23 protein-coding genes are annotated in these 22,336 nt (G+C 69.7%); 15 read left to right on the plus strand and 8 right to left on the minus strand.

The window, feature by feature from the left end; all coding sequences use genetic code 11:
• The first annotated feature begins 1 nt into the window (after nt 1).
• The 12 genes from ACYVGY_RS06400 to ptsP all read left to right on the plus strand — a co-directional run bounded on the left by ACYVGY_RS06400 (nt 2) and on the right by ptsP (nt 9,018).
• A complete protein-coding gene (locus tag ACYVGY_RS06400; protein WP_460456635.1) occupies nt 2–541 on the plus strand; it encodes a KdsC family phosphatase in 540 nt (179 codons plus the stop codon).
• A complete protein-coding gene (gene lptC, locus ACYVGY_RS06405; protein WP_460456636.1) occupies nt 538–1,101 on the plus strand; it encodes an LPS export ABC transporter periplasmic protein LptC in 564 nt (187 codons plus the stop codon). Before ACYVGY_RS06400 ends, lptC begins: the two co-directional genes overlap by 4 nt.
• A 4-nt stretch (nt 1,102–1,105) precedes the next feature.
• Nucleotides 1,106–1,576, plus strand: coding sequence for a lipopolysaccharide transport periplasmic protein LptA (gene lptA, locus ACYVGY_RS06410; protein ID WP_460456637.1), 471 nt, complete (start codon nt 1,106–1,108; stop codon nt 1,574–1,576).
• Nucleotides 1,576–2,295 carry an LPS export ABC transporter ATP-binding protein gene (lptB, locus tag ACYVGY_RS06415; protein ID WP_460456638.1) on the plus strand — a complete coding sequence of 240 codons (720 nt, stop codon included), beginning with the start codon at nt 1,576–1,578 and terminating at the stop codon, nt 2,293–2,295. Before lptA ends, lptB begins: the two co-directional genes overlap by 1 nt.
• 31 nt (nt 2,296–2,326) lie before the next feature.
• Nucleotides 2,327–3,763 carry an RNA polymerase factor sigma-54 gene (locus ACYVGY_RS06420; RefSeq protein WP_460456639.1) on the plus strand — a complete coding sequence of 479 codons (1,437 nt, stop codon included), beginning with the start codon at nt 2,327–2,329 and terminating at the stop codon, nt 3,761–3,763.
• A 131-nt stretch (nt 3,764–3,894) separates the two neighbouring features.
• A complete protein-coding gene (gene hpf, locus ACYVGY_RS06425) occupies nt 3,895–4,221 on the plus strand; it encodes a ribosome hibernation-promoting factor, HPF/YfiA family (protein WP_460456640.1) in 327 nt (108 codons plus the stop codon).
• Between the two features lie 7 nt (nt 4,222–4,228).
• Complete coding sequence (locus tag ACYVGY_RS06430) at nt 4,229–4,702, plus strand: PTS sugar transporter subunit IIA (RefSeq protein WP_460456641.1); 474 nt, start codon at nt 4,229–4,231, stop codon at nt 4,700–4,702.
• Nucleotide 4,703: 1 nt separating this feature from the next.
• The gene (hprK, locus tag ACYVGY_RS06435; RefSeq protein ID WP_460456642.1) at nt 4,704–5,654 is read left to right on the plus strand and encodes an HPr(Ser) kinase/phosphatase; all 951 of its coding nucleotides are present in this window, start codon (nt 4,704–4,706) and stop codon (nt 5,652–5,654) included.
• Nucleotides 5,651–6,526: an RNase adapter RapZ gene (gene rapZ, locus ACYVGY_RS06440; RefSeq protein ID WP_460456643.1), complete on the plus strand. Its 876-nt coding sequence runs from the start codon at nt 5,651–5,653 to the stop codon at nt 6,524–6,526. The genes hprK and rapZ overlap by 4 nt, the downstream gene beginning before the upstream one ends.
• Nucleotides 6,527–6,651: 125 nt before the next feature.
• Nucleotides 6,652–7,044 (plus strand): PTS sugar transporter subunit IIA, encoded by a 393-nt coding sequence (locus tag ACYVGY_RS06445; protein WP_460456644.1) that lies wholly within the window; start codon nt 6,652–6,654, stop codon nt 7,042–7,044.
• Nucleotides 7,037–7,306 carry an HPr family phosphocarrier protein gene (locus tag ACYVGY_RS06450; RefSeq protein WP_460456645.1) on the plus strand — a complete coding sequence of 90 codons (270 nt, stop codon included), beginning with the start codon at nt 7,037–7,039 and terminating at the stop codon, nt 7,304–7,306. The genes ACYVGY_RS06445 and ACYVGY_RS06450 overlap by 8 nt, the downstream gene beginning before the upstream one ends.
• Nucleotides 7,306–9,018 (plus strand): phosphoenolpyruvate--protein phosphotransferase, encoded by a 1,713-nt coding sequence (gene ptsP / locus ACYVGY_RS06455; protein WP_460456646.1) that lies wholly within the window; start codon nt 7,306–7,308, stop codon nt 9,016–9,018. The genes ACYVGY_RS06450 and ptsP overlap by 1 nt, the downstream gene beginning before the upstream one ends.
• Nucleotides 9,019–9,188: 170 nt before the next feature.
• Here ptsP and ACYVGY_RS06460 read toward each other — a convergent pair whose 3' ends face one another.
• The 4 genes from ACYVGY_RS06460 to ACYVGY_RS06475 all read right to left on the minus strand — a co-directional run bounded on the left by ACYVGY_RS06460 (nt 9,189) and on the right by ACYVGY_RS06475 (nt 15,394).
• A complete protein-coding gene (locus ACYVGY_RS06460; RefSeq protein WP_460456647.1) occupies nt 9,189–9,965 on the minus strand; it encodes a dienelactone hydrolase family protein in 777 nt (258 codons plus the stop codon).
• 72 nt (nt 9,966–10,037) lie between these two features.
• Entirely contained in the window at nt 10,038–11,417 is a 1,380-nt protein-coding gene (murD, locus tag ACYVGY_RS06465; RefSeq protein WP_460456648.1) for a UDP-N-acetylmuramoyl-L-alanine--D-glutamate ligase, read from the minus strand.
• On the minus strand, nt 11,398–12,780 hold the full coding sequence (gene murL, locus ACYVGY_RS06470) for a UDP-N-acetyl-alpha-D-muramoyl-L-alanyl-L-glutamate epimerase (RefSeq protein WP_460456649.1): 1,383 nt from the start codon (nt 12,778–12,780) through the stop codon (nt 11,398–11,400). Before murL ends, murD begins: the two co-directional genes overlap by 20 nt.
• The gene (locus tag ACYVGY_RS06475) at nt 12,773–15,394 is read right to left on the minus strand and encodes a bifunctional aspartate kinase/diaminopimelate decarboxylase (RefSeq protein ID WP_460456650.1); all 2,622 of its coding nucleotides are present in this window, start codon (nt 15,392–15,394) and stop codon (nt 12,773–12,775) included. The genes murL and ACYVGY_RS06475 overlap by 8 nt, the downstream gene beginning before the upstream one ends.
• A gap of 113 nt (nt 15,395–15,507) precedes the next feature.
• On the opposite strand from ACYVGY_RS06475, the gene ACYVGY_RS06480 reads away from it, so the two are divergent.
• Together ACYVGY_RS06480 and ACYVGY_RS06485 are read left to right on the plus strand one after the other, a co-directional pair.
• Entirely contained in the window at nt 15,508–16,386 is an 879-nt protein-coding gene (locus ACYVGY_RS06480; protein WP_460456651.1) for a PhzF family phenazine biosynthesis protein, read from the plus strand.
• A gap of 31 nt (nt 16,387–16,417) precedes the next feature.
• Nucleotides 16,418–17,293 (plus strand): PhzF family phenazine biosynthesis protein, encoded by an 876-nt coding sequence (locus ACYVGY_RS06485; protein ID WP_460456652.1) that lies wholly within the window; start codon nt 16,418–16,420, stop codon nt 17,291–17,293.
• Between the two features lie 34 nt (nt 17,294–17,327).
• Here ACYVGY_RS06485 and ACYVGY_RS06490 read toward each other — a convergent pair whose 3' ends face one another.
• The 3 genes from ACYVGY_RS06490 to ACYVGY_RS06500 all read right to left on the minus strand — a co-directional run bounded on the left by ACYVGY_RS06490 (nt 17,328) and on the right by ACYVGY_RS06500 (nt 20,579).
• Nucleotides 17,328–18,998: an amidohydrolase gene (locus tag ACYVGY_RS06490; protein WP_460456653.1), complete on the minus strand. Its 1,671-nt coding sequence runs from the start codon at nt 18,996–18,998 to the stop codon at nt 17,328–17,330.
• A 97-nt stretch (nt 18,999–19,095) separates the two neighbouring features.
• Entirely contained in the window at nt 19,096–19,809 is a 714-nt protein-coding gene (locus ACYVGY_RS06495) for a glycine zipper 2TM domain-containing protein (RefSeq protein WP_460456654.1), read from the minus strand.
• A gap of 35 nt (nt 19,810–19,844) precedes the next feature.
• Nucleotides 19,845–20,579 (minus strand): alpha/beta fold hydrolase, encoded by a 735-nt coding sequence (locus tag ACYVGY_RS06500; RefSeq protein WP_460456655.1) that lies wholly within the window; start codon nt 20,577–20,579, stop codon nt 19,845–19,847.
• Nucleotides 20,580–20,771: 192 nt separating this feature from the next.
• On the opposite strand from ACYVGY_RS06500, the gene ACYVGY_RS06505 reads away from it, so the two are divergent.
• On the plus strand, nt 20,772–21,266 hold the full coding sequence (locus ACYVGY_RS06505) for a pilin (protein ID WP_460456656.1): 495 nt from the start codon (nt 20,772–20,774) through the stop codon (nt 21,264–21,266).
• A gap of 76 nt (nt 21,267–21,342) precedes the next feature.
• Here the strand turns inward: ACYVGY_RS06505 and ACYVGY_RS06510 are convergent, their stop codons facing one another.
• Nucleotides 21,343–22,335, minus strand: coding sequence for a cytochrome d ubiquinol oxidase subunit II (locus ACYVGY_RS06510; RefSeq protein ID WP_460456657.1), 993 nt, complete (start codon nt 22,333–22,335; stop codon nt 21,343–21,345).
• Between the last annotated feature and the right edge of the window lies 1 nt (nt 22,336).

Consider the following 22,336-nt stretch of genomic DNA (forward strand, 5'->3'; position numbering starts at 1 on the left):
GATGATCCTGACCCCCGCCGACCTCCACGCCCGCGCCGCCGGCATCCGCCTGGCCTGCTTCGACGTGGACGGCACGCTCACCGACGGCCGCCTGTTCTACGACGCCGCCGGCAGTGAATCCAAAGCCTTCCACGTGCTCGACGGCCAGGGCCTGCGCCTGCTCGAAGACCACGGCATCGCCGTGGCCCTGATCACCGCCCGCGAGAGCGCCGCCGTGCTGGCCCGCGCCCGCGACCTGCGCCTGTCGCACGTGCATACCGGCGTGAAGGACAAGGCCGCCACCCTGCGCATGCTCTGCGCGCAGCTGGGCGTGGGCGCCATCGAAACCGCGCACATGGGCGACGATCTTCCCGACCTGCCGGCGCTGGCGCTGGCCGGCCTGGCCGCCGCGCCCGCCAATGCCCACCCCTGGGTGGCCGAGCGCGTGCACTGGCAGTCGCGCGCCCGCGGCGGCGAAGGCGCGGTGCGCGAACTCTGCGACCTGATACTCGACGCACGCGGCCTGCGCGCCGCCGTGCTCGCGCGCTTCGGCAGCGAATGAGCCGGGCCTGGCTCAACGGCGTGCTGGCGGTACTGGCCGTGGTCCTCGTCAGCGTGGCGGTGTGGCAGTGGAACCAGCGGCAGGTGGCGCCGGTGGAAGCCGCGCAGCGCTCCGACTACATCCTCAAGGATTTCGAGCTGACCACGCTGGACCAGGAAGGCCGCGAATCCTTCACCGTGCGCGGGCCGTACATGCAGCGCGACGTGGGCGGCAAAAGCCTGAGCCTGGTCGAACCCCGATTCTCCTTCCCGGGCGCGGACGGCGGTCGCTGGAACGCCAGCGCCGAGGCGGCCTGGGTAAGCCCCGACGCCGACCAGGTGCACCTGCTGCGCCAGGTAAAGATGATCAGCCCGGTCACGCCGGCCGGCCTGCGCACCCGTTTCGCCACCGAACGGCTGCGGGTGCTGCCCGACATTGACCGCGCCGATACCGCCGAGAAAGTGACCATCACCCATGGCGACTCTATACTCGTGGGCACCGGCCTCGACGTAGACATGTCGGCCAAGCGTTTCCAGCTGCTGAACGACGTCAAAGGACACTATGCGCCCCGCCGCAACTAGCCTGTTGATCCTCTGCCTGGCCGCCACCGGCCCGGTCCTGGCCAAGTCCACCGACCGCAGCCAGCCGATGGACATCGATGCCGACAGCACCGATGCGCTGCTCGGCGACGACGCGGTGTCAACGCTGGCCGGCAACGTCAAGATCCGCCAGGGCAGCCTGGAAGTGGATGCCGACCGCGCCGAGGTCCACCGCCGCGCCGGCGACATCGACCGGATCGTGCTCACCGGCTCGCCCGCGCGCCTGCGTCAGGTTTCCGACCAGGGCGAACCCATGGACGCGCAGGCACGCCAGGTCGTCTACAGCCTGTCCAGCGACGTGATGGTGCTGACCGGCGGCGTGGTCATTGAGCAGCCGCGCGGCAACCTGCGCGGCGAGACCCTGAAGTACAACCTCGACACCGGCCGCATCGAAGGCGGCGGCGACGGGCAGCGCGTTTCCCTGCGGATCCTGCCCAAGACCGCGCCGGCCAACTGATGCTCACTGCCGCCGGGCTCGCCAAGAGCTACAAATCGCGGCAGGTGGTGCACGACTTCGGGCTGGCGCTGCGCCCGGGCGAGGTGGTCGGACTGCTCGGCCCCAACGGCGCCGGCAAGACCACCTGCTTTTATATGATCGTCGGCCTGGTCGCGACCGACAGCGGCCAGATTTTGCTCGACGGCAAGGACATCACCGCGCTGCCGATGCACGAGCGCGCGCGCCGAGGCCTGGGCTACCTGCCGCAGGAAGCCTCGGTGTTCCGCAAGCTCAGCGTGGCCGACAACATCAGCGCCGTGCTGGAGCTGCGGCCCGAGCTCGACGCCGCGGGCCGTGAACGCGAACTGGCGGCATTGCTCGAAGAGCTGCAGATCAACCACGTCGCCGGCCAGGCCGGCGCGAGCCTCTCGGGCGGCGAACGTCGGCGGGTCGAGATCGCGCGGGCGCTGGCGGCGGCGCCGCGCTTCATGCTGCTCGACGAACCCTTCGCCGGCGTGGACCCGATTTCGGTCGGCGAGATCCAGAAAATCGTCCGTCATCTCAAGCAGCGCGGCATCGGGGTGCTGATCACCGACCACAACGTTCGGGAAACCTTGGGCATTTGCGACCGGGCGTATATCCTCAATGCTGGCCGGGTGCTCGCGCAGGGTTCGCCCGACGAGGTTCTGGCCAACGCCGACGTGCGTCGCGTCTACCTGGGCGATTCCTTCCGCCTCTGAGGCCGGCCGCGCGGTCCTTCCGCGGAGCGCCATGAAGCCCACCCTCCAGACCCGGCTCGGCCAGCAGCTATCCCTGACGCCCCAATTGCGCCAGGCGATCCGTCTGCTGCAGCTTTCCGCGATGGAGCTCGAGAGCGAGCTCAACGAGGCCCTCGAATCCAACCCCCTGCTCGAGCGTGAAGAAGACGCCGAACCGGCACACGCCCCGGCCGACGGCGACAAGCCGGCCGACGCGCCTTCGGGCGAGGACGCGGGCGACAGCCCCGACAGCGGCGACTTCGATCCCGGTGAACAGGCGGACTGGTTCGACGCCAGCGCCGGCGGCAGCGGCGAACGTCGTGGCCACGGCGACGACGACAGCGACGAGTTCGCGGCCGCGGCGCCGGTGGACCTGCACGATCACCTGCTCTGGCAGCTCCAGCTCAGCCACCTGGGCCCGCGCGATATCGCGATCGGCCAGGCCCTGATCGAGGCGATCAACGACGACGGCTATCTGGAAAGCCTCCTGGCCGATATCCAGGCAACCCTGCTGCCGGAGGTCAAGGCCTCCGAGGTCGAGGTCGAGACCGTGCTGCACATCATCCAGCACTTCGACCCGGTCGGCGCCGGCGCACGCAACCTGTCCGAGTGCCTTTGCGTGCAGCTGCGCCTGCTCAGCGAAGACACTCCGGGCGTGGTTCTGGCGCGGGAAGTCTGCGGCAAGCACCTCGACGCGCTGGCGAAGCTGGGCGCGGCCCGGCTGGCGGCCCAGCTGCACCAGCCGACCGAGGCCATGGACCAGGCCGTGGCCCTGCTGCGTTCGCTCGACCCCAAGCCAGGCGCCCAGATCAGCGCCGGTGAAGCCGAATACATCGCGCCCGACGCCATCGCCTACCGGCAGGGCGGCGTCTGGAAGGTGAGCCTGGCCCCGGGCAGCCAGCCCCGGCTGGGCATCAATCGCCACTACGAGCGCCTGATCGGCAAGGCCAGCCGGGAAGACGACAGCTACCTGCGCAGCCAGCTGCAGGAGGCGCGCTGGCTGATCAAGAGCCTGGAAACCCGCGCCGACACCCTTACCCGGGTCGCCAAGGCCATCGTCCGCCAGCAAAGCGGCTTCCTGGACCACGGCAGCGTGGCCATGCGCCCGCTGACCCTGCGCGAAGTGGCCGAGGAGCTGGGCCTGCACGAATCAACGATTTCACGCGCCACCACCCGGAAATACCTGCGCACGCCGCGCGGCACCTTCGAGTTCAAGCATTTCTTCAGCTCCGGCATCGCCACCGAGCACGGCGGCAGCGCCTCGGCCACGGCCATCCAGGCCATGCTGCGCAAGCTGATAGAGGCCGAGAACCCGCGTGCGCCGCTGTCGGACCAGCGCCTGGCCGAGATCCTCAAGGGCGAAGGCATCCCCGTGGCCCGGCGAACCGTGGCAAAATACCGCGAAGCAATGAACATCTCTGCCTCCAACGAACGGCAGCGCCTGGCCTGAGGCCTTCATCCATGGCGAATGACCGTTACCGCCCTCGCGGCGGAAAGTTCCAACCTCTCTTTGACATTGGTCACGGCGCGTTGCCGATGGCCATGTTTTGATGTGCGTGACCAACCAGGAGGATCGTGATCATGCGGATCGAAATAAGCGGCCACCAGATCGACGTCACCCCGGCCCTGCACGACTATGTGCAGGACAAGCTCGCGCGGGTTGCGCGACATTTCGACCACCACCTCGAGGTCCGGGTGACCCTGGCCGTGGACAAGCTTGAACAACGGGCCGAAGCCACGCTTTCGACGCCGGGCAAGACCCTGCACGCCGAGGCCGTCGCGCCCGACATGTACGCCGCCATCGACCTGCTCGCCGACAAGCTCGACCGTCTGGTGATCAAGCAGAAAGAAAAGATGACCGACCACCACCGCGGCGAATCTGCCGCACGTTCGGACAGCTTCGGCTGACATCGCCATGCACCTGCTGGACCTGCTCTCCCCGGCCCGCGTCAAGGCCAACATCGCCACCAGTGGCAAGAAGCGCCTGCTCGAGCAGCTGTCGACCCTGCTGGCCGACGGCGCCGACGGGGAGAGCGAACGCGGCATCTACGACGGCCTCTGTGGCCGTGAACGACTCGGCAGCACCGGCCTGGGCCACGGCGTCGCGATCCCGCACGGACGCAGCGCTCGCCTGACCAACGCCACCGGCACCTTCCTCCGACTGGCCGAACCCGTGGACTTCAATGCTCCGGACGGCCAGCCGGTGGACCTGGTGTTCGCCCTGGTGGTGCCCGAGCATTTCGCCACGCAGCACCTGATGCTGCTGGCCAACCTGGCGGAGATGTTCGGCGACGGCGATTTCCGCCAGCGCCTGCGCCAGGCGCCCGATTCAGGCGCGCTCTACACGCTGCTCTCGGAGTGGCAGGCCGCAGACCCGGTCGTGGCCTGACGTGGCCGACCGGCTGCGCGCCCGCGAACTCTTCGACGAGCTGGGTGACCGGCTGGAACTGCGCTGGCAGGCCGGACAGCGCGGCGACTCCCGCGTCATCGAGCGCGGTGAACACCTCTCGCGCCGCCCGTCGCTGGCCGGCTATCTGAACGTGATCCATCCCAACAAGGTGCAGATCATCGGCTCGGCCGAACTGGCCTGGCTGGACGGTCTGGATGCGCGCAACCGCTGGGAAGTGCTGCAGAAGATCATGGACGCGCGCCCGCTGGCGATGGTCATCACCCAGAACCAGGACTGCCCGACCGACCTGCGCGACGCCGCGGAGGAATCCGACACGCCGCTGTGGTCCTCGCCGCGCCGCGGCTACGAGCTGCTCAACCTGCTGCAGTACCACCTGGCGCGCGCGCTGGCGCCGCGGGTGACGATGCACGGCGTGTTCATGGAGATCTATTCGATCGGCGTGCTGGTTACCGGCGACTCCGGGCTGGGCAAGAGCGAACTCGCGCTCGAGTTGATCAGCCGCGGCCACCGCCTGGTGGCCGACGACGCCGCCGAGTTCACCCAGATCGCCCCGGACGTCCTCGACGGCACCTGCCCCGAACTGCTGCAGGACCTGCTGGAAGTGCGCGGTCTGGGCGTAATGAACATCCGCCAGATGTTCGGCGACACCGCGGTCAAGAAGAACAAGTACCTGCGCCTGATCGTGCACCTGGTGCGCGCGCAGGACCCGTCCGCCGACGCCATGGCGCGCATCACCGGCGAGTCGAGCAGCCGCAAGGTGCTCGACCTCGACGTTCCGGTGGTGGAACTGCCGGTTGCCGCCGGCCGCAACCTCGCCGTGCTGGCTGAAGCGGCGGTGCGCCTGCACCTGCTGCGCAGCAAGGGCATGGACCCCGCGGCCGCCTTCCTGGCCCGGCACAGCGAATTCCTATTGCGCGGGGATGCCCCATGAGCGAATCCGCGCGTCCCCTGCTGATCGTCGTCAGCGGCATGTCCGGTTCGGGCAAGTCGGTGGCCTTGAACACGCTCGAGGACCTCGACTTCTTCTGCACCGACAACCTGCCGGCCGAACTGCTGCCCCGCTTCGTGCGCTCGGTCGCCAGCGACCACCGCGGCCGGCACCGGCTGGCGGTGGGCATTGACGTGCGCAACCGTACGCAGGACCTGACCCGCCTGTCGGAATGGCTGGCGGAAGTCGGCGCGCTGGGCTTCGACCACAAGCTGGTGTATTTCGACACCCGCGACGAGGTGCTGCTCAAGCGCTATTCGCACACGCGCCGCAAGCATCCGCTGAGCCACGAGGGCCTGCCGCTGGCGGACGCCATCGAGTTCGAGCGAAAGCACATGCAGCCGCTCAAGGCCATCGCCGACCTGGTGATGGATACCTCCGAGTTGAACGTGCACCAGATGCGCCGGCAGGTGATCACCGACCTGGGGGTTGGCGCGCACCAGGGCTTGTCGCTGCTGTTCGAGTCCTTCGCCTACAAGCGCGGCCTGCCGGCCGACGCCGACTTCGTGTTCGACGCCCGCGTCCTGCCCAACCCGCACTGGGACCCGCGCCTGCGCCCGTTCTCGGGCCGGGATGCGGCGGTGCGCGAGCACCTGGACCAGGACGCGATGGTCCAGGAGTTCCGGACCCAGATCACCGATTTCCTGGGCACCTGGGTGCCGCGCTTCGAGGCCGAAACCCGCAGCTACCTCACGGTGGCCTTCGGCTGCACCGGCGGCCGCCACCGCTCGGTCTACCTGGCCGAGTCGCTGGCCGCCCATTTCCGCCAGCAGGGCCGCGAAGGCGTCGTCGTCTTCCACCGCGAACTCGAATAACCCCCTACCCCCCCCCCGCACTACCGCCCCCTGTAGGAGGGCCTTCAGGCCCGAAGCCTTTCGCCGAAAAGCTTCGGGCCTGAAGGCCCTCCTACAGGGGGCGTTGGCTCTGCTAAGGTTTCTTTATGTCTGTTGGAATCGTCCTGATCAGCCACGAAGGCGTTGCCGGCCCCATGCTGGCAGCGGCACGCCGCATGGTGGGCGCGCTGCCGCTGGCCGTGGAGGCCTTCGACGTGCCCTGGGATGCCGAGGCCGATGGCGTGCTGCCCGCGGCCAGCGCGGCGCTGCGCAAGGTCGATGGCGGCGACGGCGTGCTGCTGATGGTGGACCTGTACGGCGCCACGCCCGCGCGCGTGGCTGAAAAACTTTCGCGGCTCGGAACGCCCTGCCAACGCATCAGCGGCCTGTCCTTGCCGATGCTGCTGCGCGCGCTCAATTACCCCGAGCAAGCCCTGGATGAACTCGTGCACACGGCCGCCACCGGTGCACGCAACGGCGTGGTGATCAACGATGCTTGAACGTCAACTCCAGGTCGGCAACCGCCTGGGCCTGCATGCGCGCGCCGCGGCCAAGCTGGTGCAGGTGCTGTCGGCCTTCGCCTGCCAGGCCTCGCTGACCGGTCGCGGCCGCGAAGTGAACGCCAAATCCATCATGGGCGTGCTGCTGCTGGCGGCCGCACCGGGCAGCAGCCTGGTGCTGCGCGTTGACGGCGACGACGAGGCGGCGGCGATGGAGGCCGCGGTCGCGCTGTTCGCGCGCCGGTTCGACGAGGACGACTGATGCGTCGCGCCCTGCGCGGCCAGCCTGCGGCCCGCGGCATCGCCTTGGGGCGAGTTCGCGTCCGACATCCGCAGGCCTTGGTGGTCACCGAGCAGCGCATTCGCGCCGATTCGGTGGCCGGCGAGATCGATCGCCTGCACCAGGCTCTGGACACCGCTCGCGCCGAGCTGCACGGCCTGCGCGAGCGACTGCACGGCGCGCTGGCCCAAGAGGTGGGCGAATTCCTGGACCTGCACGCGATGATCCTGGACGACCCGGAACTGCTGCACGGCCTGGACGACCTGATCCGCACGGGCCGCTATTCCGCCGACTACGCCCTGAAGCTGCAGCGCGACCGGCTGGCCGCGGTGTTCGAGGGCATGCACGACGATTATTTCCGCAGCCGGCGCGAGGATCTCGACCACGTTATCGGCCGCGTCCACGCCGCACTGCAGCGGCGCGGCGACGATGCCGCGGTCGGCCTGGCCGGCGAAATCCTGGTCTGCGATGCGGTCGCGCCGCAGGAACTGGCCGAGCTGCAGGCGCAGGGCGTGGTGGCCGTGGTCACCGCCAGCGGCAGCCCGCTGTCGCACAGCGCCATCCTGGCCCGCAGCCTGCACCTGCCGCTGGTGCTGGGCGGTAGCGAACTGCTTTCGCTGGCGAACGACGGCGACGCGCTGATGGTGGACGGCGGCACCGGCGAGATCGTGCTCGAGCCTGGCCCGGCCGACCTCAAGCGCTACCACCGACGCGTGGCCGCCATCGGCAAGGAACAAGCCCAGCTTTCGCGCCTGCGCCGGCAGCCCACGCGCACCCAGGACGGCGTGGATATCCGGCTCTATGCCAATGCCGAATCGCGCGAAGACGTCGCCGAGGCGCACGGCCTGGGCGCCGATGGCATCGGCCTGTATCGCACCGAGTTCCTGTTCCTGCAGCGCCGCGAACTGCCGACCGAAGACGAACAGTTCCTGGCCTATCGCGACCTGGTGCTGGGCATGGCGGGTCGCGTGGTCACCATCCGCACGCTCGACCTGGGCGCCGACAAAGCCGACCACAGTGGTTTGACGCTGCGCACCGAGCCCAACCCGGCCCTGGGCCTGCGCGGCGTGCGGCTGTCGCTGGCGCACGAGGGCCTGTTCCTGACCCAGCTGCGCGCCATCCTGCGCGCCTCGGCCTATGGCCCGGTGCGGGTGCTGGTGCCGATGATCTGCTGCCGCGAGGAGATGCAGGCCGTGGTCGCGCTGCTCAACACCGCGCGCGCTTCGCTGGTGGCGGAGAACGCACCCACCGGCGCCTTCATCGAACTCGGCGCGATGATCGAAGTGCCGGCGGCGGCGCTGGCGCTGCCGGCCTTCATTGACCTGGTGGATTTCGTTTCGGTGGGCACCAACGATTTGGTGCAGTACCTGCTGGCGGTGGATCGCAACCACGAATCGCTGGGGTCGCTGTACACCCCGCGCCATCCGGCGGTGCTGCGCCTGCTGGCGGAGCTGTTCACCTACGGCCGGCGGAACGGCATCCCGATTGCGGTCTGCGGTGAAATGGCCGGCGAAGCCGCCAACGTGCCGCTGCTGCTGGCGCTGGGGCTGCGCGACTTCAGCCTCCACCCCTCGACCCTGCTTGAAGTGCGCCGCGCCGTTCGCGACGCCGACCACGCCAGCCTGCGCCGCCGGGTGCAGTCGCTGCTGCGTGCGCATGACCGCGCCGCGATCGAGAAGTGGCTGTCCCGCTAAACCGCGCAACACGACTGTAGGAGGGCCTTCAGGCCCGAAGCTTCTTGCCGAAGAGCTTCGGGCCTGAAGGCCCTCCTACATGGACTCGGGGTTCGGGCCTGAAGGCCCTCCTACATGGACTCGGGGTTCGGGCCTGAAGGCCCTGCCACCGGGTTTTTTGGGTCAGCGGCTCAGTCGTTGAAGCGTTCGTCGAAGAAGGATTCCATGGCGGCGTAGGCGCGCTTGGCGGCGAGCGGCTCGTACTGGCAGCCGGGGCTGTTGGCGTCGGCTTCGGCGAAGCAGTGCACGGCGCCGGAGTAATTCACGAACTGCCAGTCGGCCTTGGCCTCGGTCATTTCCTGCTGGAAGCTTGCGATCTGTTCGGCCGGCACATAGGTGTCGTCGGCGCCGTTGAGCACCAGCAGGCTCGCCTTGACGTCACCGGGCTGCGCCGGGATCGAGGTGTTCAGATTGCCGTGGAAGCTGACCACGCCGGCCACGTCCGCGCCGCTGCGGGCCAGGTCCAGAACCACCGCGCCGCCGAAGCAGAAGCCGATGCCGCCCAGCTGGGTTGCATCCAGCGGGGTCTTGGCCGCGGAAGCCTTCAGCACGCCCAGGGCGGTGTTGATGCGGCCCCGCAGCGCTTCGCGATCGGCGTAGACCGCGCTCGCGGCCTTGCCGGCCTCGTCGGCATTGGCCGGGCGCACGCCGCGGCCGTACATATCCACCAGCAGGATCACGTAGTCGTCGTCAGCGAGCTGCTTGGCCTTTTCGATCGCGGCGTCGGTGACGCCCATCCAGTTCGGCACCATCACCAGGCCCGGGCGGCGGTCGCTTTCGTCGGCGTCATAGACCAGGTAGCCATCGAAGGTGGTGCCTTCGTGGGTCCAGCTCACCGGTTCGGCGACGGGCTTGGCAACGGCGGTGCAGCCCAGGCTGAGCAGGGCAATGGCGAGCAGGGAGCGCATGGCAAATCCTCGGTGGGAAGTGCCGGGATGATAATCCCGGGGCCGCCCTGCGGAGTAAGCGCCGCGTGAGCGTCAGGCCACGCCCAGGCCGGGAATGGCGCTGATCTGCTCGGGGTCGAAGCCGGCGGCCTTGGCGAAATGGCGACCGCGGGCCACGTAGTCCAGGTAGCGCGGGAAACTGGGGGCGCCGGGCGAGAGCAGCAGCACGCCGTCGGTGCCCAGCACCTGCAAGCCAAGCTTCACCGCCTCTTCCATCTCGCCCGCTTCGGCCAGGACCATCCGGTCGCCCAGCGCCAGCGTGCGCAGCTTCTCGTACACGCGTGGGCCGTTCTGGCCCATCGTGATGACCGCCGCCACCGGCTCGGCGGCAATGCGCTCCACGAACACGCCCCAGTCCAGGCCGCGATCGTAGCCGCCGACCAGGATCGCCACGCGCCGGCCGCGGAAGCAGTCGAGTGCGGCAATGGAAGCATGTGGGGTGGTGGCGATCGAATCGTTCACCGCCTCGACGCCGTGGCGCGTACCCAAGGTTTGCAGGCGATGCGGCAGCGGCCGAAACGCCAGCGCGGCCGGGGCCAGCTTCACCGCGTCCAATCCCAAGGCTTCAATCGCCGCCAGCGCGGCGCACAGGTTCAGGCGATTGTGGCGACCCGGCAGCGGCAGGCTGCGGGCGTCGAGCACGGCGCGCTCGCCGCGGTAGACGCTGCCCTCGCGCAGATGCCAGCCGTCGGCATGATTGAACCAGCTCACGCGCGTGGTCGGCGGGACTTCCAGTTCGACCAGGTGCGGGTCGGCCGCGTTGAACACCGCGACCCGCGGCGCCGTGCCGGTAACCAGCGCCAGTTTGTCGGCGTAGTAGCGCGCTTCGCTGCCGTGCCAGTCCAGGTGTTCGGGGAAAAGGTTGAGCACCACCGCGACATCAATCGCGCTGGCTTCTTGGGTCTGGTAGCTCGACAGCTCGATCGCCCACACGTCCGGCGGCGGCTGCACGTCCAGCAGCTCGAGCAGCGGCAGGCCGATATTGCCGGCCAGGGCGGTGCGCTGGCCGGCGGCGCGCAGCAGGTGGGCGATGATCGCGGTGGTGGTGGACTTGCCCTTGGTGCCGGTGACGGCCACGCGCTTGCCTGTCAGCGGTTCGGCGAACCACAGCCCGCTGGCGCCGATAAAACGCACGCCGCGCAGGGCCGCGTCGGCGGCGGGCGAGGCATAGGGACTAATGCCCGGCGACTTGATCACCACCTCGTACTCCGACAGGGCGTCGGCGTCCACGGCGATCTCGATGCGCAGGGCCGGGTCCTGCATTTCGTGCAGTGGCTCGGCCTCGTCGGGCGAGCAGAACACCGTCACCGGCTGCCGCGGCAGCCGCCAGCGCAGGGCCGCCAGCGCGGCCCGGCCTTCGCGGCCATAGCCCCAGATCGCGACCCGCTTGCCTTCAAGATCCGAAATACGCACGCAGCGGCTCCCACAGCTCGACCGGAATACCATGATCATCCGAGGCTTCGAGCAGCGGCGCCAGTCCGCGTTCCTCCGGCGCCAGCTGCGGCCGGATTTCCCTCGCATAGCGCTGCACCAGCGCGTCTTCGCGCCAGGCCGGACTATCGGCCAGCACGTCCATGGCCGCACGCGACTCGCGGCCTTCGCCCACGCACTCGAAGGGCTTGTGATCGCGGAACTCCAGCAGCGCGTCATAGCCCGGCGCCTGGTCCGCTTCGTCGAGCAGGTTGCGGCCGAAGATGGTCATCAGCCGCGGCTTGGGCATGAACGGCGCCAGTGCCAGGAACACGAACTGGCATTTCGGGCAGACGCCGCACCAGCGCTGCGCCGGACGTTCACCGAGGATATGGAAGTTGCGGTTGCAGCTCGAGAAGTGCTGGTCGTAGCGATCGAGCCGGGCAAACTGGCGCGCCACCGCCAGCTCCGAAAACGGCCGCAGCAGCGAGTAGTAGCGCAGGTCGGCGGCGACATGGCTGCGCACATAGGCAGCGAAGTCGCGTTCGAAGTCCCAACCCTTTGACCACTGGTGGTTCACTTCGCCCGTGCCCGGGATCAGGCTGCCGTAGCTGGCCGAGCGCTCGTTCGAGAACACCACCTGGTCGTGCCCGTGCAGCAGCGCGGCCAGCACCAGGATCGCCGAGTTCACCGCGGTGACCGGTATATGGCCGTTGAGCGCACCCTGGCGATTGATCTCAAACAGCCGCGGCGGCAGCGTGCGGCTGATGTTGACCAGCGGCAGCCCGGTGCGCTCGGCGCAGGTGCGGATCAGCGGCGAGCTGCCGACCCAGGCCACGCTCTGCTCGACGCCCAGCGCCCGCAGCGCCTCGATGGAGACCAGCGAGTCCTTGCCGCCGCCAATCGCCACCAGCGCCCGCCCGGATCCCTGTAGGAGGGCCTTCAGGCCCGAAGCTCCTTCGCCAGGAGCGTTCGGGCCTGAAGGCCCTCCTACAGGGAAGGTGATCTTGCCGCGCAGCTTCAGGCCGTTGCGATAGGCGAACTCACCCAGCCCGTTCTCGTAGACCGAAGTCAGCAGCGCCGCCGTGGCGGCATCGATGCCCTCGCCTTCAATCACGATCTGCGGCGGCACCGCGGCCTTGTAGTAGCTCACGCCGGCGATCAGGTGCAGCAGGCGCAGCGCGCGCTGCACGGCCGCGCTGCGCGCCGGGTCGAGGGCGAAGGGCGCGCCGGGGAAGCCGATCACCTCTTCCATCACCTCGCCGTCGTCAAAGGCATAGCCCAGCCGCGCCTCGCCCGTGGCGGGATCGAAACGGCAGTCGGTGAAGCGGAAGGCGCGGATCTCGCCAGGCTTGAAGTCAGTCATCAATTACGTCCTCCTGCGGCAGTTCGCGCAGGTTGTAGCGGTTGGCCATCACGGCACCATAAGCACCCGCGTGGCCGACCAGCAGCACGTCGCCCTCGGCGGTGGCGTCCGGCAGGCGGCGCTGCCGACCGATCACGTCGCCGGTTTCGCAGATCGGGCCGACCACTTCGCTGGCTTCGCCGGCCGGGTCGTCGCTGCGCGTCAGGTTCACGATCTCGTGCCATGCGTTGTACAGCGTTGGTCGCAGCAGCACATTCATGCCGCCGTCGGCGCCGATACGGCGCAGGCCTTGCTTGCGCGTGACCTGGGTGACGGCCAGCAGCAGCACGCCGCATTCGGCCACCAGGTAGCGTCCGGGCTCGACCCACAGCGCGTACTGCGGGTAGGCCGACTTCACCTCGGCCAGCGCGGCCGCATAGGCGGCAACGTCGAAGGTTTCGGCCTCGGGGTCGTAGGCCACGCCCAGACCGCCGCCGACGTCAATGAAACCGACCGTGCCGATGCCTTCCGCCAGCGCCGCAAGCTGGGCGTAGACGGTATGCCAGTGGCGGGCATCGTGGATGCCGCTGCCGATGTGCGCATGCAGCCCGGTGATGCGGGCGCCGACGGCGCGCGCCGCCGCCAGGAACTCCGGCAGCGCCTCGGCGGCCAGGCCAAACTTGGCTTCCCTGCCGCCGGTGCGGACTTTCTCGTGGTGACCATGGCCGAAGCCGGGGTCCAGGCGCAGCACGATGTCGCGACCCTTGAACAGGTCCGGCCACTGCTGCAGCGGGGTGGCCGAATCCACCGTCACGTGCACGCCCCGCGCCAGGGCGGCGGCGTACTCGCCGCGCGGCGCGAAGCTGGGCGTAAACAGCACCCGGTCCGGCGCCAGCGTGGGCAGCACCCGGAACAGATGCTCGAGCTCGCCCAGCGACACGCATTCAAAGCCGAAGCCTTCGGCGTCCAGGGTCTGCAGCACGCGGGGGTGCGGATTGGCCTTGAGCGCAAAGAACCGGCGATCAATCGCGGCCACGCCAGCGATGTCCCGTGCTCGCGCGCGCACCGTCGGCAGATGGTAGACGTAGCGCGGCGTGCCGGCCTGGGCCAGGTGCAGCAGACGGCCGCGTTCGTGCTGCCACCAGGGCGTTGGCCGCAGCGTCGCGGGCTGGTCGATGCGTCGCCAGCTGGGGCCGAATACCGCGGTCTCGTTCACCGGCATGGCGCCCGACTGCGCGAGCAGCGCGTGCAGGCGCGGCAGCATGCCGTCGGCCAGGCCTTCGTCGACGACGAAGGTGAGGTTGAGGTCGTTCGAGGACTGCGAAATCAGATGCACGCGCTCGCGGCCGAACTCGGCCCAGACGTCGGAGAGCTTGTGCAGCATAGAACGCATGCCGCTGCCGACCAGGGTGATCGCCGCGCAGGGCGCGATCACCTTCACCCGGCACACCTGCGCCAGGTCGGCGCAGAGTGCGTCGAGCACATTGGTGCTGACCAGATTGTCGCTGGGGTCGAGCGAAACGGTGACGTTGGTTTCAGACGAACCGATCAGGTCAATCGACAGGCCGTGCGCCTTGAAGCGTTCGAACACGTCAGACAGGAAGCCGACCTGCTGCCACATGCCCACCGTTTCCATGGACACCAGCACGATGCCGCGCCGCGAGCTGATGGCCTTGACGCCAGGAATCGTGGTCGCCGAGGCGTCAATCACGGTGCCGGCCATGTCGGGGCGCTCGGTGTCGCGTATCCATAGCGGCACCCCCGCCTCACGGCAGGGATGGATGCAGCGCGGATGCAGCACCTTGGCGCCGGTGGTGGCGATTTCCTGCGCCTCTTCGTAGTCCAGGCGCGACAGCAGGCGCGCATCGGGCACCGCGCGCGGATTGGCGCTGAACATGCCCGGCACGTCGGTCCACACTTCCACCCGCCGGGCGCCCAGCAATGCGCCGAAATAGGCCGCGGACGTGTCGGAGCCGCCGCGGCCCAGCGTGGCGGTGCCGCCGTCGGGCGCACGGGCGATGAAGCCCTGGGCAATCCGCAGCGCCGGACCCGCGGCGGCGAAGCGCGCGCGCAGGCCGACATCGCCGAGATAGTCGCAGCTGGCCGAAAGCCGCTTGGCCCAGTCGCTCTGGTTCGGCAGCGGCCGGGCGTGGATCCAGTCGCGTGAGTCGGTCCAGCCCACGTCCATTCCCTGCGAGCGCAGGTAGGCGACGCCGAGCGTGGATGAAAGCAGTTCGCCCTGCGCCAGCATCTCGGCCTGCCACGCCAGTCCACCGCCAGCGCGGCGCGGATCCTCACCCAGGGCGCGCAGCGCCGCCAGGCGCTCGCCTGCGGCGATCATCGGGTCCAGGCCGAGCTCGGCGCAAAACGCGATGTGCCGGTCCACCAAGGCCTCGATACGGTCCCGGGTGGCGGCAGCATCGGCATGGCCGTCGCAAATGGCCTGCAGCTCATTGGTGGCGCCCGACAGCGCCGACACCACCACCAGCACGTGCGCGCCTTCTTCCTCGGCCCGGCGTTTCATCAGCCGGCCGACGGTGTCCCAGCGATGGCGTCGGGACACGCTGGTGCCTCCGAACTTCAGGACAATCCAGTCCGGTGCGTCAGCACCGGCGGCGGGCGCGGATGGGCTCATGGCTCACGGTTTAAGATGATGGGACGCGGCGCGTTCGCGCGGCGTGCGCCAGTGTAAACGAAGGCGCCGCCGCCACGGTTCGTCGCCCACCGCCATTCGAGGGAGCCTCCGCCATGCGCCGCCGTGAATTCCTCCAGCTCGACGTCTTCGCCGACCGGCCCGGTGCCGGCAACCCGCTCGCCGTGGTGCTCGATGCCCGCGACCTCGATACGGTGGCCATGCAGGCCTTCGCGAACTGGACCAACCTCTCCGAGACCACCTTCGTGCTGCCGCCGGTCGAGGCCGGCGCCAGCTATCGCGTCCGCATCTTTACCCCGCGCCAGGAGCTGCCCTTCGCCGGCCACCCCAGCATCGGCACCGCGCACGCCGTGCTCGAAGCCGGGATAGCCAGCCCGGTGGACGGCCAGCTGGTGCAGGAATGCGCCGCCGGCCTGCTGCCGATCAGCGTAGTGGGCGAAGGTCCGGGCCGGCGGCTGGCGGTGCGCGCGCCGCGCGGCCGACGGCGAACGCTGCGGATAGACCACGATGCCGCCTTGCGCAGCGCGCTCGCCGGCCTGGGCCAGGGCGACCTGCCGCCGGCGTTGATAGACAACGGCCCGGCCTGGTGGGTGGTCGAACTGGCCGACGACGCCCAGGTACGCGGCATGAAGCCGGACCTGGCCGCGATCGCCGCCCTCACCGAACTGACCGGCGCGGTTGGCCTGGCCGTATTTGGCCGCACTGCGGCGGGCGCCGACCACGCGCTGGCGGTACGCGCGTTCTGCCCCGCCGACGGCATCCCCGAAGACCCCGTTACCGGCAGCGCCAATGCCGCGATCGCCGCCTGGATCCACGACTGCGGCGCACTGGCGGCAATCGGCCCTCGCTATCTCGTCAGCCAGGGCCGCGAAATGGGCCGCGACGGCCGGATTGAAGTCAGCGTGGATAAGGACGGCGAGGCCTGGATCGGCGGCTGCACCCAGACCGTGATCCGCGGCACGCTGGACTGGTAACCTGCACGCCCCCCTCCGGGCAGGACGCCCCATGCCGCGCCAATTCGTACAGCTAGACGTCTTCGCCGCCAAGCCCGGCGACGGCAATCCCCTTGCGGTGGTGCTTGATGCCGCCGGCCTGGACGACGACGCGATGCAGGCCATCGCGCGCTGGACCCGGCTGCCGGAAACCACCTTCGTGCTGCCTGCGCCGACGCCGGAAGCCAGCTATGGCCTGCGCATCTTCAGCCCACGGCGCGAAGTGCCCTTCGCCGGCCATCCCAGCATCGGCAGCGCCCATGCCGTGCTCGACGCCGGCCTGGCCTCGCCGCGCGACGGCCTGCTGATCCAGGCCTGCGCGGTCGGGCTGCTGCCGATCGAAGTGCGCGGCGAAGGCCGCGGCCGTCGGCTGGCGGTGCGTGCGCCCAAGGCTCGCGTGCTGGAAATTGGCAAAGCCGACGACCCGCGACTGGGCGCCGCGCTGGCCGGCATCACCGCCGGCGCACTGCCGCCGGTGCTGATGGACGGCGGCCGCCGCTGGTGGCTGGCCGAACTTTGCGACGAAGCCTCGGTGCGCGGCCTGGAGCCGCGCTGGGACGCGGTGTCGGCGCTGGCCCGCGACCATGAGGCGATGGGGCTGTGCGTGTTCGCCCGCTGCCAGGGCCGCGACTATGACTTGGTCGTGCGCGCCCTCGTCGGCCAGCCCGGCCAGGTGGAGGACGCCGCCTCCGGCGCCGCGAACGCCACCCTCGCCGCCTGGCTGCATGAGCGCGGCGCCCTGCCCCACGCCAACGGTCGCTACACCGTCAGCCAGGGCCGCGAAGTCGGCCACGACGCGCGGCTGGAGCTTCGCGTGGATGCCGAGGGCGACGTGTGGTCCGGTGGCCAGGTGCAGACGGTGGTGCGCGGCACGCTCGACTGGGTCTGAAGCCAAGCCGGGCGCGAACGCCCGGCGCAGGGCTTCAGGGCTTGGCGTAAACCGGCTTGCCGTCCACCCAGGTGGAGAACACCTCCAGCGTTGGCAACTCGGACGGCGCCACCGTCAGCGGATCGCCGCCGAGGATGACGAAGTCGGCGCGATAGCCCGCCACCAGCTTGCCCAGCTCTTTCTCGTCGAAGGACGCATAGGCCGCGTCGGCCGTGAAGCCGGCCAAGGCCTGTGCCGGCGTGAGCTTCTGGTCCGGCAGCCAGCCGCCGGCGGGCATGCCGTCGCGGTCGGCCCGGGTGACCGAGGAATACAGGCCCAGGCGCGGATCCACCGGCTCGACCGGGAAATCCGAGCCCAGCGCCAGCGGCACACCGGCGTCGCGGAAACGCTGCCAGGCATAGGCCCCTTCCAAACGCGCTTTGCCGACCCGCGCCTCGGCCCAGGGCATGTCCGAGGTGGCGTGGGTGGGCTGCATGGAGGCGATCAGCTTGAGCGTTGCGAAACGCGGGATATCAATCGGCGCCACCACCTGGGCGTGCTCGACGCGCCAGCGATGGTCGTCGGTGGCGGCTTCGGCGCCCAGCACGCTTTCATAGGTGTCGAGCACAATGCGGTTGCCGCGATCGCCGATGGCGTGGCTGGCCGGCTGCACGCCGCAGCCGCGTGCCTTCTTTACCGCGGCGGCGTAGGCGGCCGGTTCGGTGACCAGCAAGCCGCGATGCCCGGGCTCGTCGCTGTAGTCCTCGAGCAGGGCAGCGCCGCGGCTGCCCAGGGCACCGTCAACGTAGAACTTCACGCCGCGCATGGCCAGCCGGCCGCCCGGGTGTTCAAAGCTGCTGCCGGCCCGGCATAGCGCCGCCAGCGCATTGCTATCGCCATCCGCGTAGGCACGGATGCGCAGCGGCAGACGGTCGGCGCCGGCGAAGTCACGCATCAGCTTCAGGTCGGCCAGCGATACGCCCATGTCGTGCACGCCGGTCAGGCCCTGCGATACCGCCGCCTGCAGTGCGCGCTCCAGGGCCTCCTCGCGCAACGCGGCGTCGGGGGCCGGCACGACTTCTTCGATCACGGCCGAGGCGGTGTCAATGAAGACACCGGTGGCGCGGCCGTCTTCGCGCAGGATACGGCCGCCGTCGGGCTGCCAGTCGCCGCCGAGCTCGCGCGTGGCCGCACGCATCGCAGCGCTGTTGGCCCAGCCGGCATGGCCGTCCACGCGCTCAAGCCAGACCGGACGGTCCGGGAAGGCGGCATCGAGATCGGCGGCGGTCGGGAAGGCCTTACCCGGCCAGTCGTTCTGGTCCCAGCCGCGACCCAGCAGCCAGGCGCCCTCGGGCAGCGTGGCGGCGAAGGCCTGAAGGCGTTCGATCACTTCCTCCTTGCTCGCCGCGTCCACCAGGTCGGCGCGCAGCAGCGCGAAGCCGAGATTCATGAGATGGGCATGGGCATCGATCAGGCCGGGCACGACGTCGCGGCCACCGCCGTCAACGATCTTGATGCCCGGATATTCCTTGGCAAGCGCATCGGCATCGGCGGCGTCGCCGGCGAAGACGATGCGGCCCTCGGCGTCCCACACCAGTGCGGTGCGTACCGGCCAGCCGGGTTCGCCGGTATGGATGCGGGCATTGACCAGACCGGTGTGATCGCTGGCGACAACGGCGCCCGGCAACAGGCAGGCAAGAATGATGGCAAGTTGGCTACGGCGCATGGCAAGGCTCCCTCGGCGAGGGCTTAACCCTACAAGCAATCGCCACGCCCTTGCACCTGCCGTTCGAAACCGGGCCCGCTACCGGGCCCGGCGGGGCTTACTGCTCGGGGCTGACGTCGACGCGGACGCGGATCTGGCTGCCCGGGTGGTAGTCGGTAACGGTCTCGTAGTCGCGACCGGCGTATTCATAGCCCACGCGATAGCCGACCACGCGGCGGTCCCGGCCGCGGTCCGTGACCACGCGGCAGCGCTGCACGTCCTGCGCCGGGTAGTAGCCGACGTCCTGGCCGCGATAGCTGCGCTCGCGGCTGTTGCGTTCGATGTCGTTGCCGATCGCGCCGCCAAGCACGGCACCGACCACGGTCGCGGCCTGGCGGCCGTCGCCGTTGCCGACGCTGTTGCCCAGCACACCGCCGACGATGGCGCCCAGCACCGCACCGTTGCCGCTGGTGCGGCGCGAGTCACGGCGCGCGTAGCGCGGATCGGCATAGGGGCCGCGCTGGCTGCGTCCGGCGTAGGAAGGTGCGGGTTCGCTCCAGCACTCGCGGCGACTCACGGGCTGGCCGGCCTCGACGATCGGCTCCACCCGCGTCACCCGAGCGACGTCATAGGCCGGACCCTGCGCAGCGTACTGGCCGCCATAGCCGCGGTCGTCGTAGCCGCGATCCTGGTAGCGGTCGTCGCCGTATTCGCGATCCTGATAACGGTCGTCGCCGTAGCCGTAGTCCGGGTCGTAGTAATCCTGGGCACTGGCGCTGCCCGCGGCGAGCGCGATGGCAAGGACAAGGGTTCGGGACACGAGGCGGTTCATGGCAACTCCTGACGCCGGATGGCGTGCCCGCATCGTCAGTTCGCCCCACCCAACACCGGCTGAATCCACCCGACCCCGGTCTGGACGGGGCGCGGCGTGTTTAGCCAGGCGACAGCCAGTGCGGCGGTCCGGGCGGCGTCTCGGCCCAGCAGCGGGGCCACGTGGCTACCGGGCAGCGGCAGCAGGGTCGCGTGCAGCGAGGCCGCCAGCGAGGCGGACGCCGCGAACGGCACGTCCGCGTCATCGCGCGAAGCCAACACCAGCGTGGGTGCGGTGGATGCCGGCACCGCGACGCCAGCACGGGCGGCGTCCAGAACCCGGCCGGACTCGTCGCGCCAGCGTCGGAACGCGAACAGCGCCGCGGCGTCGTCGGCCTCGGGCACCGCGCGCCGTGTGCCGGCGAGGCTGGCCGCTTGACCCCAGCCGATCACGGCAGCCGAAGCCGCACCGGGCAGGCCTGCGGGCGGCATCGGGTTCACCAGCACGCGGGCGGCGACATTCGTCGCTTCCAGCAGCACCAGCAGGCCGCCCAGGCTGGCACCGACCGCGACCACCCGATCCGCCTCGCGCGCGGCCTCGCGCAGGGTGGCGGAAATTTGGGCACGGTAGTCGTCGAGCCCGGTCGCCGCGAGGCCAGCAGGTGCGGCCCGCAGGTCCGGCGCGAACACCCGCCAACCCTCAGCCCGAAACACCCGCGCCCACACCGCCCACTCCCAGCCACCCCCGCCCGCACCATGGACGAACACGACGGCGCGACGATGCAATTCCATAGTGGCGCTCGTTCGACGGGCCCTGCAACGGCCGGGATCGGCAGTCTACCCGGGGCGGGCTCGGGTCCCGGCGTCCTCGCACTGCCGCGCCTGGCCTCAGCGACGCCTGCCACCCACACCACCACGAGGACTGAACACGTCGTGCGGGTAGACTGCAGCTGCGGCCCCTTCGCCGCGCCTGACAGTGACAGGATGAAATCCCCCGCCTACGTCTTTGTTGCCCTTCTGCTCGCCGTCGTGTTCTCGCTGGTCGCGTATCGGGTCTCGGTGCACTACGCCAGTCTGGCCGGCGCCGACCCGACGCTGCCCGAGCCCGCCCTGGCGCCGCCGCCGGCACCAGTGCCGGCCGAAGCCAAACCGCTGCCGCCAGGCCAGCAGCAGGCCGCCGACGCCATCGCCCGTGCCGCCGACATCAAGGCGGCGGTGCAGGCTTATTTCGAAACGAACGCCAGCTGGCCGCGCAACCTCGCCGAGCTCTCCCTGGGCTATCCCGACCAGTACGCCGACCACGCCGTGGCCGCGATTTCGGTGCAGCCCAATGGCGTGGTGGCGATCGCGATGAAGCCGCACGTGAGCCGCGGCGGCGTGATCAGGCTGACGCCGGACGTACGGGCGGACGGCAGCGTGGTGTGGGGATGCCGCGCCACCAACTACCCCGACGCCACCCGCCTTCCCGACTGCCGCTGAGCACGGTAGGAGGGCCTTCAGGCCCGAAGCTTTTCGGCGCAGGGCTTCGGGCCTGAAGGCCCTCCTACAGGGGTGATTATTCGTAGCTCAGTTCGGCGCTGCGGCCCCAGAACACGCGGTACACGTAGATCGTGTAGAGCAGGATCATCGGCAGCGTGATCGCCGCACCGACCAGCATGATCTTCAGCGAACTGGTGGCCGCCGCCGCGTCCCATAGCGTGATGCGGTCGATCACCAGATAGGGAAAGAGGCTGTAGGCCAGGCCGGCGAAGGCCAGCACGAACAACAGTATCGCGCCTGCGAACGGCACCCAGTCGCGCCGGCTCTCGCCCTTGCGCAGTCGCCGGATGGCGCCCTCGGTGACGGCGAACACCAGCGTCGTCAGCACTGGCACCGGCAGCAGGTAGAACAGCTGCGGCAGCGCGAACCACTTCTCGAAAATGCGCGGGCTGACCCAGGGCGTGGCGATTGACACCGCCGCGATGCCCAGGCCCGTCAGCCACAGACTCACGTAGGCCCAGCGCAGCGCGCGACGGCGCAGTTCGCCCTCGGCCTTGAGCACCAGCCAACCGGCGCCGAGCAGCGCATAACCCGCGCACAGGGCGAGCCCGATCGCGACCGCGAACGCGACGCCGACGACGTCGTCCTGGAAGCCCAATACGTAGCTGCCGAGCATATAGCCCTGCGAAAACGCCGCGATCACCGAGCCCGACCAGAACGCGCCGTTCCAAAGCGGCTTGTGTGCTGCGCGGGCCTTCACCCGGAAATCGAAGGCGACGCCGCGCAGGATCAGCCCGATCAGCATCGCCGCCACCGGCAGGTAGAGCGCGCCCAGGATCACGCCATGCGCCATCGGGAACGCCACCAGCAGCAGGCCAACGCCAAGCACCAGCCAGGTTTCGTTGGCGTCCCAGAACGGACCGATGGAGGCGATCATTCGGTCTTTGTCGGCATCCGGCACGCCGCGCAGCAGGATGCCGACGCCGAGGTCGTAGCCGTCGAGCACGACGTAAAGCAGCATTGAAAGCGCCATCAGGGCCGTGAAGATCACCGGGAGTGCGGCTTCCATC

The organism is Arenimonas alkanexedens, assembly GCF_054781355.1.

Excerpts from the sequence above, each read along its gene's own strand:
- ACYVGY_RS06475 (WP_460456650.1), bottom strand. The coding sequence starts at position 15,394 with ATGAGCCCATCCGCGCCCGCCGCCGGTGCTGACGCACCGGACTGGATT.
- murL (WP_460456649.1), bottom strand. The coding sequence starts at position 12,780 with ATGACTGACTTCAAGCCTGGCGAGATCCGCGCCTTCCGCTTCACCGAC.
- lptC (WP_460456636.1), top strand. The coding sequence starts at position 538 with ATGAGCCGGGCCTGGCTCAACGGCGTGCTGGCGGTACTGGCCGTGGTC.
- ACYVGY_RS06450 (WP_460456645.1), top strand. The coding sequence starts at position 7,037 with ATGCTTGAACGTCAACTCCAGGTCGGCAACCGCCTGGGCCTGCATGCG.
- lptB (WP_460456638.1), top strand. The coding sequence starts at position 1,576 with ATGCTCACTGCCGCCGGGCTCGCCAAGAGCTACAAATCGCGGCAGGTG.
- ACYVGY_RS06445 (WP_460456644.1), top strand. The coding sequence starts at position 6,652 with ATGTCTGTTGGAATCGTCCTGATCAGCCACGAAGGCGTTGCCGGCCCC.
- ACYVGY_RS06460 (WP_460456647.1), bottom strand. The coding sequence starts at position 9,965 with ATGCGCTCCCTGCTCGCCATTGCCCTGCTCAGCCTGGGCTGCACCGCC.
- ACYVGY_RS06500 (WP_460456655.1), bottom strand. The coding sequence starts at position 20,579 with ATGGAATTGCATCGTCGCGCCGTCGTGTTCGTCCATGGTGCGGGCGGG.
- ACYVGY_RS06400 (WP_460456635.1), top strand. The coding sequence starts at position 2 with ATGATCCTGACCCCCGCCGACCTCCACGCCCGCGCCGCCGGCATCCGC.
- ACYVGY_RS06485 (WP_460456652.1), top strand. The coding sequence starts at position 16,418 with ATGCCGCGCCAATTCGTACAGCTAGACGTCTTCGCCGCCAAGCCCGGC.
- ACYVGY_RS06430 (WP_460456641.1), top strand. The coding sequence starts at position 4,229 with ATGCACCTGCTGGACCTGCTCTCCCCGGCCCGCGTCAAGGCCAACATC.
- ACYVGY_RS06480 (WP_460456651.1), top strand. The coding sequence starts at position 15,508 with ATGCGCCGCCGTGAATTCCTCCAGCTCGACGTCTTCGCCGACCGGCCC.
- ACYVGY_RS06505 (WP_460456656.1), top strand. The coding sequence starts at position 20,772 with ATGAAATCCCCCGCCTACGTCTTTGTTGCCCTTCTGCTCGCCGTCGTG.
- hpf (WP_460456640.1), top strand. The coding sequence starts at position 3,895 with ATGCGGATCGAAATAAGCGGCCACCAGATCGACGTCACCCCGGCCCTG.
- rapZ (WP_460456643.1), top strand. The coding sequence starts at position 5,651 with ATGAGCGAATCCGCGCGTCCCCTGCTGATCGTCGTCAGCGGCATGTCC.
- ACYVGY_RS06510 (WP_460456657.1), bottom strand. The coding sequence starts at position 22,335 with ATGGAAGCCGCACTCCCGGTGATCTTCACGGCCCTGATGGCGCTTTCA.
- ptsP (WP_460456646.1), top strand. The coding sequence starts at position 7,306 with ATGCGTCGCGCCCTGCGCGGCCAGCCTGCGGCCCGCGGCATCGCCTTG.
- ACYVGY_RS06420 (WP_460456639.1), top strand. The coding sequence starts at position 2,327 with ATGAAGCCCACCCTCCAGACCCGGCTCGGCCAGCAGCTATCCCTGACG.
- ACYVGY_RS06495 (WP_460456654.1), bottom strand. The coding sequence starts at position 19,809 with ATGAACCGCCTCGTGTCCCGAACCCTTGTCCTTGCCATCGCGCTCGCC.
- ACYVGY_RS06490 (WP_460456653.1), bottom strand. The coding sequence starts at position 18,998 with ATGCGCCGTAGCCAACTTGCCATCATTCTTGCCTGCCTGTTGCCGGGC.